The organism is Phormidesmis sp. 146-12 (assembly GCF_052939495.1).
The window spans coordinates 42,381-57,181 of record NZ_JBJPHS010000014.1 but is presented as its reverse complement, the minus strand read 5'-3'; the positions used below and the strand labels follow the sequence as shown (position 1 = coordinate 57,181).

At 49.7% G+C, this 14,801-nt stretch carries 11 protein-coding genes; 8 read left to right on the top strand and 3 right to left on the bottom strand.

All coding sequences use genetic code 11. From position 1 onward, the window contains the following. The first annotated feature begins 23 nt into the window (after positions 1-23). The 3 genes from ACKFKF_RS08855 (at position 24) to ACKFKF_RS08845 (ending at position 7,382) form a co-directional block, all read left to right on the top strand. Complete coding sequence (locus tag ACKFKF_RS08855) at positions 24-3,713, top strand: GAF domain-containing protein (RefSeq protein WP_446867396.1); 3,690 nt, start codon at positions 24-26, stop codon at positions 3,711-3,713. A 458-nt stretch (positions 3,714-4,171) separates the two neighbouring features. Next, complete coding sequence (mrdA, locus tag ACKFKF_RS08850; protein ID WP_446867395.1) at positions 4,172-5,953, top strand: penicillin-binding protein 2; 1,782 nt, start codon at positions 4,172-4,174, stop codon at positions 5,951-5,953. Between the two features lie 196 nt (positions 5,954-6,149). Next, entirely contained in the window at positions 6,150-7,382 is a 1,233-nt protein-coding gene (locus ACKFKF_RS08845; protein WP_446867394.1) for a hypothetical protein, read from the top strand. 167 nt (positions 7,383-7,549) lie between these two features. Here the strand turns inward: ACKFKF_RS08845 and ACKFKF_RS08840 are convergent, their stop codons facing one another. Continuing rightward, positions 7,550-8,617, bottom strand: a complete 1,068-nt coding sequence (locus ACKFKF_RS08840; protein WP_446867393.1) for a SpoIID/LytB domain-containing protein — start codon at positions 8,615-8,617, stop codon at positions 7,550-7,552. Between ACKFKF_RS08840 and ACKFKF_RS08835 the strand changes: the two genes are divergently transcribed. Genes ACKFKF_RS08835 through ACKFKF_RS08820 form a run of 4 tightly spaced genes read left to right on the top strand, consistent with a single transcriptional unit; the run spans position 8,606 to position 11,631 of the window. Next, the gene (locus tag ACKFKF_RS08835) at positions 8,606-9,181 is read left to right on the top strand and encodes a glycosyltransferase family 2 protein (protein ID WP_446867392.1); all 576 of its coding nucleotides are present in this window, start codon (positions 8,606-8,608) and stop codon (positions 9,179-9,181) included. The two genes, ACKFKF_RS08840 and ACKFKF_RS08835, sit on opposite strands and share 12 nt — an antisense overlap. 3 nt (positions 9,182-9,184) lie before the next feature. After that, entirely contained in the window at positions 9,185-9,445 is a 261-nt protein-coding gene (locus ACKFKF_RS08830) for a hypothetical protein (RefSeq protein ID WP_446867391.1), read from the top strand. 1 nt (position 9,446) lies between these two features. Further along, on the top strand, positions 9,447-10,862 hold the full coding sequence (locus ACKFKF_RS08825) for a NupC/NupG family nucleoside CNT transporter (RefSeq protein ID WP_446867390.1): 1,416 nt from the start codon (positions 9,447-9,449) through the stop codon (positions 10,860-10,862). Positions 10,863-10,875: 13 nt separating this feature from the next. After that, a complete protein-coding gene (locus tag ACKFKF_RS08820; RefSeq protein ID WP_446867389.1) occupies positions 10,876-11,631 on the top strand; it encodes a hypothetical protein in 756 nt (251 codons plus the stop codon). A 208-nt stretch (positions 11,632-11,839) separates the two neighbouring features. Here the strand turns inward: ACKFKF_RS08820 and ACKFKF_RS08815 are convergent, their stop codons facing one another. After that, positions 11,840-13,132 (bottom strand): glycosyltransferase family 87 protein, encoded by a 1,293-nt coding sequence (locus tag ACKFKF_RS08815; protein ID WP_446867388.1) that lies wholly within the window; start codon positions 13,130-13,132, stop codon positions 11,840-11,842. A 73-nt stretch (positions 13,133-13,205) separates the two neighbouring features. Between ACKFKF_RS08815 and ilvC the strand changes: the two genes are divergently transcribed. Continuing rightward, a complete protein-coding gene (gene ilvC / locus ACKFKF_RS08810) occupies positions 13,206-14,201 on the top strand; it encodes a ketol-acid reductoisomerase (RefSeq protein ID WP_446857466.1) in 996 nt (331 codons plus the stop codon). Between the two features lie 103 nt (positions 14,202-14,304). On the opposite strand, the gene ACKFKF_RS08805 is transcribed toward ilvC, so the two are convergent. Further along, positions 14,305-14,535 (bottom strand): hypothetical protein, encoded by a 231-nt coding sequence (locus ACKFKF_RS08805; RefSeq protein ID WP_446857467.1) that lies wholly within the window; start codon positions 14,533-14,535, stop codon positions 14,305-14,307. Between the last annotated feature and the right edge of the window lie 266 nt (positions 14,536-14,801).

Here is a 14,801-nt window from a genome sequence, read left to right as displayed (position 1 = left end):
AGCGTCGTAGCCCCGTTCAATTTATGAACTCATTTTCGTCAGACAGCGAAGCGGCAAGACTGAGCGCCCTCCAGGAATATTGCATCCTTGATACTCCCCCCGAAGCCGTCTTTGATGAGTTGGCTCAACTGGCAGCAGAGTTGTGTGGCACAACGATCGCGCTCATTAGTCTGATCGACGACCATCGCCAATGGTTCAAAGCCAAGATCGGTATCGAAGCGTCAGAAATGCCCCGCCGTAAGGCAATGTGCGCCCACACCCTCACTCAATCAGATGTACTGGTGGTTGTGGATGCGTCAGGAGACGAACGCTTTATTCCTCATCCCCAGGGAGCCGCCGCGCTGCCGATTCGGTTTTACGCAGGAGTTCCTCTGGTCACCTCAGAAGGGCTGGCGATCGGAACCCTTTGCGTCATGGACTATCAGCCCCAAAGCCTTGATGCCAAACAAACGCAACACTTGAAATCGATCGCTCGCCAGGTCATCACCCAACTCGAACAGCGCCGCAAGATTCTCCGATTAGAGCAGACAGCCGCTCAAGCCCAACAGACCAGTTTGCAACTTCATCTCCAACAGGCTGTGGCGCGAGTCCTCGCCGAATCTTCGTCCCTTAGCGAAGCGACTCCCCGACTATTGCAGGCAATCTGTGAAAGCTGCGGCTGGGACTTGGGTGAACTGTGGGTCGTCAATCGAACCGCCAATCAAATCCGCTGCGCGGCCAACTGGTGTCGATCTCAAGAAGAATTTGTTGACTTTGGAGCCTCATCTCAAGAGTGGGTGTTTTCGCCTGGGTTAGGGCTTCCCGGTCAAGTCTGGGCGAGTGGCAAACCCCTGTGGATCACCGATGTGGTGTTTGACAAGCGATTTTTGCGATCGCCCCTCGCTCAACAGTCCAGACTCCACACCGCACTCGGCTGCCCGATCTCCAGCCGCAACGGAATTTTGGGCGTGATCACCCTGTTCAATCAAGCCATTCAGCCACCTGACGAAGCATTGATGGTGATGATGGTTACCTCGATCGGTAGCCAACTCGGCCAATTTATCGAGCGCAAACAGGCTCAAGAAGAACTGCAACGACAAAACCTGCGATCGCAACTCTTTGCGGCCATCACCCTGAGAATTCGGCAATCTCTGAATATTCAAGAAATTCTCAACACCACCGTGGCAGAAGTGCGGCAATTTTTGCAGGCCGATCGCGTGCTGATTTATCGCTTTGACGAAGATTGGATCGGCACCGTCGTCGTCGAATCGGTGGATACTCAATGGGTGCCCGCCCTAGGTCAAGTCATTCAAGACACCTGCTTTCAAGAAGGGCGATGGAAGTCTTATTATCACGGGCGAACGGTGGCGATCGATGACCTCGAATCCTCTGACCTCACGCCCTGTCACAAACAGCTACTCCAGCAGTTTCAAGTCAAAGCCAATCTGGTCGTCCCCATTCTACAAGGCACAGGCTCCAAGACAGAACCCGTTCTCTGGGGGCTTTTGATTGCACACCAATGCGCCACCCCTCGCCACTGGCATAGCTTTGAGGTCAACTTTCTCGCCCAGCTTGCCGATCAAGTAGGAATTGCCCTAACTCAGGCCCGGCTTCTGGCGCAAGAAACCCAACAGCGAGAACAGTTAGCCCGGCAAAATCTGGCTCTAGAGCAAGCTCGCGCCGAAGCAGAACGCGCGTCTCAAATGAAAAGTACCTTTTTGGCGACGATGAGCCACGAGATTCGCACCCCGATGAACGCCGTCTTGGGCATGACAGGGCTGCTGCTAGACACAGGTCTCAGCGCTGATCAGCGAGATTTTGTCGAAACGATTCGAGCCAGTGGCGATAGTTTGCTGACGCTGATTAATGAAATTCTCGACTTCTCCAAGCTAGAAGCGGGAGAAATGGAACTCGAAACCCTTGACTTTAACCTGTCTACCTGCATCGAAGAAGTCGCCGATCTGCTGGCCCCCGCCGCCCACGCCAAAGGATTAGAAATTGCCACGCTGATCGATCGCAATCTCCCTTCTCAGCTTCAAGGAGATGCCAGTCGGCTACGACAAGTCTTAACTAATCTTGTGGGCAACGCCGTCAAATTTACTAATCATGGAGAAGTGGTGATTCAGGCGACGCAGCAATCTCCTCAAGATATCCGCCAGGGGGCGCAGACTGCGACCACGACCACATTGGAGATTTCCGTTATGGATACGGGGATCGGCATCTCGCCAGACGCACAACGCAAGCTGTTTCATCCCTTTGCTCAGGTGGATGCCTCCATGACGCGCAAATATGGCGGAACGGGTCTGGGGCTGGTGATTTCAAAACAACTGGTAGAGCTAATGGGCGGCACGATCGGAGTCGAGAGTCTCGAAGGCCGGGGGTCAAAATTTTGGTTTACCCTCACCTTTGAGAAGCCTCTGCAAACGGCCCCCGCGCTCGTCAGTCCGCTTGATCTCAGTCAACTGCGGCTGTTAGTGGTAGACGACAATGCCACCAATCGTAAGGTTTTACGCTATCAGCTTTCGGGGTGGGGAATTCAGGTCAGCGAGGCAGACAGCGCCACCGCCGCGATCGCACTCCTTCAATCTCAGCAGGCGATCGGTCACCCCTTTGATCTAGCCATTCTCGACATGCAAATGCCCAGCACAGATGGAGAAACGCTGGGATCTCTGATCAAGTCCGATCCCTTGCTGTCTCAGACCAAGCTGATTATGCTGACTTCGGTACATCACTGGGGCGGCGCAAAACGAATGCTAGAGATGGGATTTTCGGCCTATGTGGTCAAGCCTGTCAAACAATCTCGCCTGCTCGCCTGCATTGTGACGGCTCTGTCTGATGCGGTGGAAGCCGCCAAAACCCTGAACCCAGAGCCAGAATTAAATTCTGCGATCGCCCAATCTGAGAACCTGCTGTACCGAACGGCGCTCTCTTCGAGTTACCCGCAAGGGGTCGCTCCCCTTGAGAAAAAATCAAAGTTCAAAATTCTGCTGGTCGAAGACAACACGGTTAACCAGAAAGTCACCTTAAATCAACTCAAAAATCTAGGTTACACCGCCGATGTCGCTGCCAATGGTCAAGAAGCCTTGCAAATGATGGAGAAGATTCCTTACAATCTGGTGCTAATGGATTGCCAGATGCCCATTCTCGACGGCTATGGAGCCACTCAAGCGATTCGTCGATCGTTCCGAGAGACCTGTAAGGGGCCGCCAGTCCGCCCCCGCACGATCGTCATTGCCTTGACCGCCAATGCTCTCCGCGAAGATCGAGAACGCTGTCTAGAAGCGGGAATGGATGACTATCTGAGCAAACCCATTTCCAAAGAAAAACTGCATGAAAAGCTACTGCACTGGGGGGAAGTCTTGGAGCAAACTGATAGGGTGAGGCAAACTAGCCTAGCGATCGACTGGGAGCATCTGCATCAAATTTCTGACGGCAACACAGACTTTGAGCAAGAACTGCTACAGATTTTTGTCACGGACACCCAGGAGCATCTAAACACCGCCCAAACCGCCCTCGCCACTGGGAATCACGAAGCGGTCGCCCGCGCAGCCCATCATATCAAAGGAGCCAGCGCCAATGTAGGACTGACTGAAATGCAGACGATCGCCAGCAAACTCGACCAACAGTCCCAACAGCAAAATCTTGAAGAGGCTCCGCAATTGCTTTTAGCATTGGCTCACTCTATTCAAACCGTGCGAGATTTTCTATGCAGCGAAGACTTGAAGAAGGAATAGAGCGGTGTATGGTGAGACGAGAAGGGACACTAAACGGGGAGGCAGGAAAACCTTGGGTCGAGAAGTCGATTTAGGACGATCAAAGCGTCCTTTTAGGAATTCGATTCTCCGGATTGTAAGAAAGAGGTAGCGAATCTAGCAGAGAGAAAGCCAAAATCTGAGGATACTGAGAAGGCTTTTTTGCAGTGAGCTTGTGAGGCTAAAGAGCAGGGTGAGGGTGAGTCTTTTAACCTCTATCAAACAGAATTAAACGTCTTATCTTTTGACTCCTCGATCGCTTAGAATACGCTCTCAGATAGTCAGGTAAAAAGTCTTCAAATCTTTGGATGAGACAGGATTATAAACCCAACAACCGTACAGCATTACAGACAGAAACTTCTCTCAAACATTAGGGTCTCTTTTAAAGTTTCACCCCGGTTTCAAATTCATATTTCAGCATAGGAAAGCTTGGATAGACGATGGCTAGTGGACTCTCTTTTGCATCTACCTCTTGGGTCAACCAAACCCGATCACAGCGCTCTCACCGATCCATTGTGCTGCTGATGGTGGCGACAAGTTTGATCAGTGTTTGTTTGTTTCGACTCGCCCAGCTTCAAATTGTTCAGGGCAAACATAATCGCCAACTCGCCGAACAAAACCGCATTCGTCCCTCTCCGCTGGTGGCCGATCGCGGCAACGTTCTCGATCGCAAGGGCAATCCTCTGGCCGCAAACGAGCTATCAAGAGCAATCTACCTCTACCCGCGTGAGCAAACTCAGGCCCAATGGCAGCAGACCGCCGATCGCCTGAGCAAAACTCTCGACCTGCCCAAAGAAGAAATTCTCAAAAAGCTGGAAAAGGTGGGGTATCGATCGGCCGTTCCCGTCCGGATCTATCGCAAGCTGACTCCCCCCCAATTTATTGCCCTGCAAGAAGGCGGCGACATTCCAGGTCTCGAAATTCAGGCAGAATCCAATCGCAGCTATCCTAATGGCAGTCTGGCGGCCCATGTGTTGGGCTATATCGGAGAAGCCACCGCAGACGATCTCAAAGCGCACCCCGAATTTCCGATGGGGATGTTGGTGGGGCAGATGGGCATTGAGCGGATTGCAGACGCAACCCTGCGGGGTACCTGGGGCAATCGCCTGATCGAAGTAGACTCCATTGGCAAAGAGCTAAGAATGTTGGGCAAACAGCAGCCGATCGCCGGGACTAATCTGCGGTTGACGCTCGATCTCAAGATGCAGCAGGCCGCCGAAAAAGCACTCAACAATCGTCGCGGGGCGGTCGTCGTCTTGGATGTGAAAACGGGAGCCGTCTTGACGATGGCCAGTGCTCCCACGTTTGATCCCAATCTCTTTACGCGCAAAATCTCTGGTAAGGAATGGGAGACGCTGCAAAGCCAGGATCATCCCTTTTTGAATCGGGCCCTGCAAGGCTATCCCCCTGGGAGTACCTTTAAAGTTGTGACGGCTGCGGCGGGGATGCAGTCTGGCAAGTTTTCTCCTGACTCGACGCTGGCGACTTTTGGGTCGATCAACATTGGTGGCATTTCCTTTCATGAACACGGCGGCAGTGGATATGGAGTGATTGGCTTTCCAGAAGCCTTTGCCTTTAGCAGCAACACTTTCTTTTATCAGGTTGGGATCGCTGCTGGCCCCGAAGAAATCTCGAAATGGGGGCACCGTTTGGGCATTGGAGGCGAGACTTCTACAATGGGCTTAGATGGAGGCAATCACGGACTCATTCCCACTCCTGAGCAAAAGAAAAAACTGTTTGGCGAAGAGTGGTATCCCGGTGACACGGTGAGTATGTCGATCGGGCAGGGCGTGGTGCAGGTGACTCCGTTAGAAATGGCGGTGATGGTGTCGTCGATCGCAAACGGCGGCTGGCGGATCAAGCCTCATCTTTTGGCGGATCAAACCAACTTACCCGCGATGCAGCGAGAAGCGACAGGCCTGAGTCCGGGAGCGATCGCCGTGATTCGACAGGGATTAACCGCCGTAGTGCAGCAGGGCACGGGCAAACAGTTAAATGATGGCTCGATTCCGCTGACGGCTGGCAAAACCGGAACGGCAGAAGTCTTGGGGCAGCGTGACAATGCGCTATATGTCGGGTATGGGCCAGTCAACGATCCTCAGATCGCGATCGCAGTGGTGGTCGAAAATGGCGGCTATGGGGCAGAATCAGCGGTGCCGATCGCTCATGAGGTCTACAAAGCCTACTTTGGCCCCTCTAAAACGCCTCCCAAGCCTCAGTAGGTCTGTTTAGATCAAGGCTTATGAATTAAATTGTTATGCCGCTGGGCAATCAATGGGGATGACATGAGATTCTTGGCATGACTTGAAGTTAATAGCATTAAGTGTTTACTTTTGGAGAACCCCAACTCGTCAATCTTCATTTTTAAATAAGTAAGGTGTTTTTATGTCGATAAAAAATCTATTTGTATAGTTTTCAATGTTTATTAACTGGTATACCTCTATTGCTATTGCATTAATTGTAATAACGGTTGCTTGCCTTAGAATCTCTAACTCTACAAGAGCGCTGGCAATTGCAGCTAGCTTTTTCAATTTTGCTGCTAAAGTTATCTTTATTATTTTTGTAGTAGCCTTATTAGTCCTAGTCATCTTCAAGCCATCTGTGTATAGTGATGAGATCGATCTACATAGCCAACATGGTACAAACATCACAGGGGTTATAAAACGTGACAAATCGTCAGTTCCCGATGCTCTTATTAGCATTATCGGTTCCATCACTTCAGTACTTTCATCTCCATCAGAGTCTATTATATTCCTTTCAAAGATTATCTCGCGGTCAGTAGATAGTTCACCAACTACACAGGTTTTTCACAATATTCCTGGCGAGATGCAAGTTGGAATTAAGGAAGTTATTCGAGCAGTTGCCTCTCCCAGAATTGACGAAGATATGCTCGCCAAATCTCAAAAATTGGGGGAAAAGCTAGTGAATTCAAATCACGAAATTCACTATGATCCGAGAAGTGTTGAAATGAGGTTAATTGCTGATCCCGAAAGTTTTAAGATCTTCCAAATTCATACTGGAAAGCAGTTCCTTGTTCTAGGAGAGGTTGCAGAATGGATTTGGGAAGTTACACCTTTGAAAGTTGGTGATAATTTATTAACGTTGCAGGCTCGTGTTGAATTTCCAATTCCTGAACTTGAAACACCATATCTCCAACAAAAAGATATTTTTAATGAACGAGTTTCAGTAAGATTTAACTTATCCTCTTTAACTTGGAACTTATTTATCGGAAACTGGAAAGACTTACTAAGTGTTAGTATTGTTTCTTGGATCGCTTACCGTATTACTGAGGTTCTAAAAGTTATGTCACAGGCTCCTAAATATGACATGCGTAACTCTACTATCAGGAGTTTCATTGAGACCAATAGTGGAACTAATGTGCAGGGCGATTATATCGATATGAACCATGACTTGGTTCAAGCAGCAGTTCAAATTCAAGACTTAATTGAGCAGTTGCAAAAAACGGGGGTAACAGTTGATGTTGCTCGAGATCAGGTGGCGCAAGATATTGCAACTAAAGCTGAGAGTAATCCAAAAATAAAAGACAAGTTGATAAAGTGGGGGCAATCTCTAGGTGATGCAACAGTGAGCGATGTGGTTAAAGGGGTGGTCAAGTTAGCTATTCGTTCAGCAGGCATTCCGTTGCCCTAAGACTTGGTAAAAGCAACGGCGGCATAACAACCCGGTTAGAGCGGACTGGAAGGTTAGTTGATTTGTGGCAGAAGTTATCGGTAGCCGCTCAACCGGAACGTTATCTAGATAATCCACATCATCTTTGGGTTGATCCGATCGATGAGGTTGGGAATGGTTGCAACTGCTTATTCGCGATCTTCTTCGATACGAGCGACCCCGGTTTTGGGATAGTAATTAGACAAAATCTGTTTGTAAGAATAGCCTTTTTCGGCGAGGCTTAAGGCTCCTAATTGGCTCATTCCCTTCCCGCGAAAGGCTTCTGCAACAATGTCGTCTGACGCAGCATAAAGTGACTCGACAATGCCCCCCCGATAGCTGACGAACTCGCCTGCTGTCTGATCGACCGCCTTGCGGGTTGTATCGGCTTCGGTCTTGATGCCGCTATAAACTTGAAAATACTCGTCTGACCCCATGTGATAGAGCGCATTGGCGGGTCTAAAATAATACGTCAACGCATAAGAACGCGCCGCTACCGACTGAGCTTTGAGCGCCTGCATTGGCCAACTCGGTGACACTTCACTGCCCACAACGCTGTGCAGATATTGGCGGAGATTCACATAATTGATCACCCGCAGCCGACCTGCTTGAGAGACTAACAAAAACTTGCCGTGATAAGGGCGATCGCCCAAATACAAAACTCCCCTCGGATCAGGTTCTACCCAAACAACCGCCGGGAGTTGGCGATCGCCTACCGCAATCCCGCTGCCTGCTAACTGGGCTGGATAGTTTGTCCCTGGGGCTAAGGTGTGCAGCGATCGTCCTTTTTCATCCAGAATCGTAGCACCCGCATTGGAGGCGATCGTCGAAGCATTCCCATTGCTGATCGACACCTGCATTTCAATAAACGAATCCACAGTGCCGCGCAGGGCTGCAAATTCTGCTTTGGCTTTTTGGTTGAGGGCGATTTCTTCTTTGGTCAGCGCCGCAGGATTGACGGGCGTAAGCGTCGGAGTAGCTTTGGCAGAGGGCGATTTGGTAGGTTTGGGCGCAGGAGTCGGGGAAGCGGAAGGACGAGGGGGCACGACCTGCGGGTCACTCGAAGCAACGGGACTGGGACGACTTTCTGCAACTGGACTTGGCTCAGACTGTGGCGTGTGATTGAGCGCATATCCTGCTAATGGAATTAGCCCCAAAAATGGCAACAGTAACCAGGGGCGCTGATTGAACCATTTGATCATTTTTTGTCCTGTCATCTCACCGTTCTGCTTGGGTCTACCTGGATTGTAATTCGCCACCGATCGAGTGAATCAGAATCTCAAGATTTGGACTCCGAGTTAAAGAATAAATCACCTGTTTCTGTCATTTTGCCTGTTTATAACGAAGAAGCCTGTATTCAGGATACGTTGCATCTAATTTTGGGCTATTTGAAAACGCATCCGAACTATAAATTTATTTTTGTGGATGACGGGTCGAGCGATCGTGCCAAGTGCATCATTTCTTTTGGAATTCATTTAGCCAAAACCCGACAGATTCAGCTACTTTCTGATCGTCCTCGTGCTGGAAAAGGACACGCGATTAGTCGAGGAGTTGACGATGCTCAAAGTGACTATATTTGCTTTTTGGATGGTAATTTAGCTTATTCACTCGATCAGTTAGATCGGTTAGTTAGAAAGCTGCAAAATGCAGAAGTAGCGATCGGTTGTCGAGGGTTAGTGAGCAACAATAAAGACTTGAAAAAAGACTTGAAATGGAGCCATAAAATTGCAGGTCAAGTTTATAACTTTTTGTCTCGCAAAGTGCTGAATCTTCAATATTGAGATATGCAAGCAGGTTTAAAGGGATTTCAGAAACATGCGGCTAAAACATTGTTTGCTAAACAAGCATTAACAGGCTTTTCGTTTGATGCAGAGCTACTTTATTTGGCGAAAAAGTGGGGGTATACGATCGTCGAAATCCCCGCGAAGGTGTCAGACCAGCATCAAACAAAACACTCAACCGTGAATCTTGTGCAAGACTCGATCCGAATGCTGATAGACTTGCTGAGAATCAGATTCAACGATGTGATCGGTCGATATCGATAAAATGACCTGGCTAAATCTTTTGTCCTTTGTCGGGATTTTTGCCCTCTGTGGGATCGCTTGGCTCGGCTCCGAAAACCGCCGTGTGATTCCCTGGAAGGTCGTAATTTGGGGGATTGCGCTGCAATTGGTGTTGGGCCTGCTGGTGTTTTCGTTTCCGGTGACGCGCACGATCGTTCAGATTATTAGCACCAACGTCAACGCCGTTTTGGATGCGACGGAGGCGGGCGCTCGGTTTATTTTTGGTTCCTTATTAGTCCCAGACGCTTCTACCGTACCGGGGCCCGTGTTGGCAGGTCGCTGGATTGCTCGTGCGGTCACGCCGCCTTATATTCCGGTTGCGGGCGATCGCCTCAGCCCCGATAGTTTAAATTTGGGCTATGTGTTTGCCTTTCGCGCGTTGCCGTCGGTGATTTTCTTTTCCGCCCTGATGTCACTGTTTTATTATTTGAGGCTAATTCAGCCGATCGTTGGTCTGTTTGCCAAACTCTTTCGCCGAACGATGAATCTCAGTGGCGCAGAGGCGTTGAGCGGAGCTACAAACATTTTTGTGGGCATTGAGTCCGCCCTGGTGGTGCGTCCCTTTTTGGCAGACATGACTCGGAGTGAACTTTGTGCCGTTCTTGCCTCCTGCTACGGAAGCGCTGCTTCAACGGTTCTCGCCCTCTACGCCCAGCTACTTCGCCCCGTTTTTCCCAACATTACAGGGCACCTGGTTTCTGCCTCGATTATGGCGATTCCGGCTTGCTTTGTCATTTCTAAACTGCTGGTGCCCGAAACAGAAACGCCTAAAACCCTGGGCAGCTTGCCAGAAGAACCGAAGGACGCGCCCGAATCGAATGCAATGGAAAGCGTGATCACCGGGGCAATGGATGGGGTGAAACTGGCGATCGCCATTGCGGCCCTTCTGATCGCGGTTCTGGGACTGGTCGCCCTGGTAAATTTGTTTTTTGGCAACCTGGCTTCTCTCGCCCAAAGCAGCAATCTCTTTTTGCGTCGTCTGGGTCTGATTTTTGAAGTCGTGACGCTGCAAAATATTATGGGGGCGCTGTTTTTGCCGCTGACTTTTTTGACGGGCGTTTCGTTAAACTGGGCGGAATTGTGGCAGGCTTCGGTTCTGATCGGGCGGCGGTTGCTGGAAACAGAAGTGCCTGTCTATCAGCAATTGGCGCTGTTGAGTGATCGAGGAGCAATCAGCGATCGCTCTCTGTTGATCGTCAGCTACGCGCTGTGTGGCTTTGCCCATTTGCCCTCGGTCGGAATCTTTGTCGGCGGCTTTGTTAGTCTGATTCCGTCTCGCCGCAAAGACCTGAGCGAATTGGGCTGGAAAGCTCTCTGGGCAGCAACTCTCGCAACCTTGATGATCGGATGCGTTGCTGGTGTTTTTGGATCAAACAATCCCTCAATTTTAGGTCGATAGGAGCAGACGAGCGATGAGATGGCAGCGAAACTGGTGGATGGGAGTGGCGATCGCCCTATTGGTTGCCGCGACGCTTATTCAAAACAATTGGACAGGATTGAGTCGGGCCCAAGCTGAACCGCCCACCGCTTCTCCATCACTTCCCGCTTCTCCCGCAGTGCCGCCGACGGCCGTTCCGGTGGCTCCTTTACCGACGATTTCTCCCACTGCGCCAGGTGTTCCTGTTCCCCCACTGCCCACTTCGCCGCTGGCGGCTCCCAGTCCGCTCTCTCCGAGTTACCCGCAAGGGGTCGCTCCGGTGTCTCCCGCTTCGACTGCGCCACCTTTGCCCGTGAGTGGTGAATATAAAGACCCGGAAGGCCGCTTTAAGATTGGGATTTTGCAAAATTATAAAGTCAGTCCTTTGGCGGGATCGGTGCTGATCGAGTCGCCCGACGGCAGTTTGGCGTATACGGTTTTGGTGCGATCCCAGGGACAACTCGCCCTACAAGGAACGGATAACGATGCGCTGGTCAAGATTGCTCAGACGGCATTTCAGCAAGGAGAAGGATTTCAGCCGGGTCAGTGGCAAGCGATTCCAGGGGGCATCAAGCTCGATTGGACAGGGAGCCTGACGATCGCCGGAAAAAGTCAACCGATCGGCGGCACGATTCTAGTTCGTCAGCTACCAACCGATGTGGCGATGATTTTGATTGCCGCGACTCAAACGGCGGCTAGTCAAGTTCCGAGTGCCATTTCAGCCTTAGTCGATAGTTTGCAGACGCTTTAATTAACGTGAACTCAACATAATTTTGGGCTACGGTTGCAGTTCTTAGCAGCCCCCTAGATCCCCCACAAGTGAGGGACTTTGAATCAGAAATCTCTTTAAAGTCCCCGATTGTAGGTTGGGGGGCAGAAGCGCTAAACACCGGGGCGAAGAGGCTTAATCAAACCAATATGACTTTAAACTTTCTTTGACTGGTGTGGAACATTCATTCTTAAGCATTCTGTAAAAGCTCATGTCCCTTAATCAGACGATCGCGAGATTTGGGAATGGCAAAGGCAAGCGTAATTGCATACGCTAACATTCCATTAGTATTTGTAAAAGGCGGCATCATCAGCGGCAAAACTAATACAAACTTGCCCAAATGATTGGCTTTTCCAAATAGATAAACAAACAGAGGAATATACCAGACTAGGCCCATAATCCAGGTTTGCGGATTGAATAGATAAATCGAATTCATCACCGAGAAAAACTGATGTTCAACTGGGCTACGACGCAGATAATAAAGCAGCACTGAAAACGCGATCGCTCCCACAATCACCGCACCGACCAGATTATTTCTCAAGAAGGGATTCATGTAGCCGTGAACAAAATCATGGGTTGCTCTTAATCCATTGCTGTCGAAAGATTTGACCACGCGATCGACAACTGCCTGACCATGCGTACTGATCGGAACTGGACTCGATAGAGCGCCAAAAAACTGAGGCAAAATTCGTTTAACGTAGCTGGTGTAGATCGCCGGGCCAAAGTAAGCGATCGGTGATAAAAATAAAAACCCAATAAACCCAAACGTGTAAGCAATTAGCTTATATTCTCGCTTGTACAGGTAGTAGAGAACGGCAATCCCAGGAAACAGCTTGATACAGCAGCCCAGCGCTAAGAGAAATCCAGAAATTACTTGAGGTTGACGACGTTGATAAGTGAGAAACGAGAGGATCGTCAGATAACAAACCAGAATATCAATTTGTCCTCGCTCAAAGTTGGCAAATACTGGAAAACTAGCCATCACAAACAGCAGCGTTTCACCTTTTGTTTCAAATTGGCTATATCTGACTAACTCAAACAATAACAACCACAATAGAATCAAAATAAAGATGCTGTAATACAGTTTGGCGTTTGCGTAACGCAGCATTGCAAAAGGCGCAAATAATAGCGATGCAAATGGGGGATAAATAAAGCCTGAACCTGGAGAAATATTTGCATTGACAGGGGTATAAAATTCTGGGTGGTCATTCACATGATTTAGATAAGGATCAAGTCCAAATAAAATTGATTTACCTGCAATGTAATAGGGACGAAAATCAATTTGATAAGACTCTAAAACTAAGTAAATGATGAACGCTGACGGCAGCAAGTAGATAAAATATTCGCCAAAAAATCGAGCCAGCGATCGCAAAAAAGAAGGGGACGGTGAAGTGTGAGGGGTAGACATCGACTCGATCGCCTCCATAAAAGAATGACGAAGATACTGTACAACAGAATTCTCGACACGCCGGACACCATCCAATTTTTGTGGCTTCCTTCTGATAAAATTGAGAGTTCTGATAACCCATCAAGACTTGCTGCAAGGAGACTTTCTCATGGCGCGGATGTATTACGACGCGGATGCCAATCTCGATTTACTCGCTGGAAAAACGATCGCCATCATCGGTTACGGTTCTCAAGGTCACGCCCACGCCCTCAACCTCAAAGACAGCGGTCTCAACGTGATTATCGGACTGTATCCTGGCAGCAAGTCTGCAATCAAAGCCAAAGATGCGGGGCTGACGGTTCATAGTGTGGCCGATGCCACCAAAGCCGCCGACTTTATCATGATTTTGCTCCCCGACGAAGTGCAGCGATCGGTCTACACCCAGGAAATCGAACCCAATCTCAGCGAAGGAAACGTGTTGGCGTTTGCCCACGGCTTTAACATCAATTACGCCCAAATCGTGCCTCCGTCCAATGTCGATGTGGTGATGGTTGCGCCCAAAGGCCCCGGTCATCTCGTGCGGCGTACCTATGAGCAAGGTCAAGGTGTGCCTGCGCTGTTTGCGGTTTATCAAGATGCGTCAGGACAGGCCCGCGATCGGGCAATGGCTTACGCCAAGGGCATCGGGGGCACCAGAGGCGGCGTTCTTGAAACCACATTCCGCGAAGAAACCGAGACGGATCTGTTTGGCGAACAAGTGGTGCTGTGCGGCGGGTTGAGTGCGTTGATCAAAGCCGGGTTTGAAACCCTGGTCGAAGCAGGTTATCAGCCCGAACTGGCTTACTTTGAGTGTCTGCACGAAGTCAAGCTGATTGTCGATCTGATCGTCGAAGGCGGACTGGCTACGATGCGCGACAGCATTTCCAATACAGCAGAGTATGGCGATCTGACTCGCGGGCCGCGGATTGTCACCGATGCGACGCGCTTGGAAATGCGAAAGATTTTGTCTGAGATTCAAACCGGACAATTTGCGCGCGAGTTTGTCCTCGAAAATCAGGCAGGCAAACCAGGATTCAACGCCATGCGCCGTCGGGAAGCAGAACACCCGATCGAAGAAGTCGGCAAAGACCTGCGCGCCATGTTTAGCTGGTTGAAAAAGGTTTAGAAAAGGCTGAGGTTTGAGTGAAAAGGGTTTGAGTGAGGGCGATCGCCAAAAGTTTAGACAATGCCTCAACCGACAACTCAACGCTTTAACTCAAACCTCAAATCTAATTCGTTTTTTGCTCTCCCTTCTCAGTTTGCTTGACGGCTTCCTGAGTGCGCTGTTGGGGATCTGCTTTAGGTCGCCAACTCGGAAACGCCCCCACCATGATTTGATTGAGCGAACTGCGTGCCTGAAAGCTGTAGCGACCGAGCGAGAAGGGTAGAAACTGGTCACCAAACCCGATATAGACAAGGCTGAGAAGCAGAATTAATCCAAACGGGAATCTGTTACGCATGGCAGTCGTGCGCTGTAGGGAATAGAACTGTTTTCAACACTGCGATCGACCCATCAGGATCGAATCAAACCCAATCCTGAAGCCTCCCCACCCACTCAAAGCGATGAATGCCCTTAGTCTAATGCACTTTAGGGTTATGAAGCGATGAAAATCAAGCAGCGAGTCACGATCGCGACTTTTCTACGTAATTTTTTACATCTATAAAATTCATTTTATTCTCATCTAACCGGGAACTCTCTAGAGGCGCAATCACGTCACAGGAGTAT

Excerpts from the sequence above, each read along its gene's own strand:
- ACKFKF_RS08855 (WP_446867396.1), top strand. The coding sequence starts at position 24 with ATGAACTCATTTTCGTCAGACAGCGAAGCGGCAAGACTGAGCGCCCTC.
- mrdA (WP_446867395.1), top strand. The coding sequence starts at position 4,172 with ATGGCTAGTGGACTCTCTTTTGCATCTACCTCTTGGGTCAACCAAACC.
- ACKFKF_RS08845 (WP_446867394.1), top strand. The coding sequence starts at position 6,150 with ATGTTTATTAACTGGTATACCTCTATTGCTATTGCATTAATTGTAATA.
- ACKFKF_RS08840 (WP_446867393.1), bottom strand. The coding sequence starts at position 8,617 with ATGACAGGACAAAAAATGATCAAATGGTTCAATCAGCGCCCCTGGTTA.
- ACKFKF_RS08830 (WP_446867391.1), top strand. The coding sequence starts at position 9,185 with ATGCAAGCAGGTTTAAAGGGATTTCAGAAACATGCGGCTAAAACATTG.
- ACKFKF_RS08825 (WP_446867390.1), top strand. The coding sequence starts at position 9,447 with ATGACCTGGCTAAATCTTTTGTCCTTTGTCGGGATTTTTGCCCTCTGT.
- ACKFKF_RS08820 (WP_446867389.1), top strand. The coding sequence starts at position 10,876 with ATGAGATGGCAGCGAAACTGGTGGATGGGAGTGGCGATCGCCCTATTG.
- ilvC (WP_446857466.1), top strand. The coding sequence starts at position 13,206 with ATGGCGCGGATGTATTACGACGCGGATGCCAATCTCGATTTACTCGCT.
- ACKFKF_RS08805 (WP_446857467.1), bottom strand. The coding sequence starts at position 14,535 with ATGCGTAACAGATTCCCGTTTGGATTAATTCTGCTTCTCAGCCTTGTC.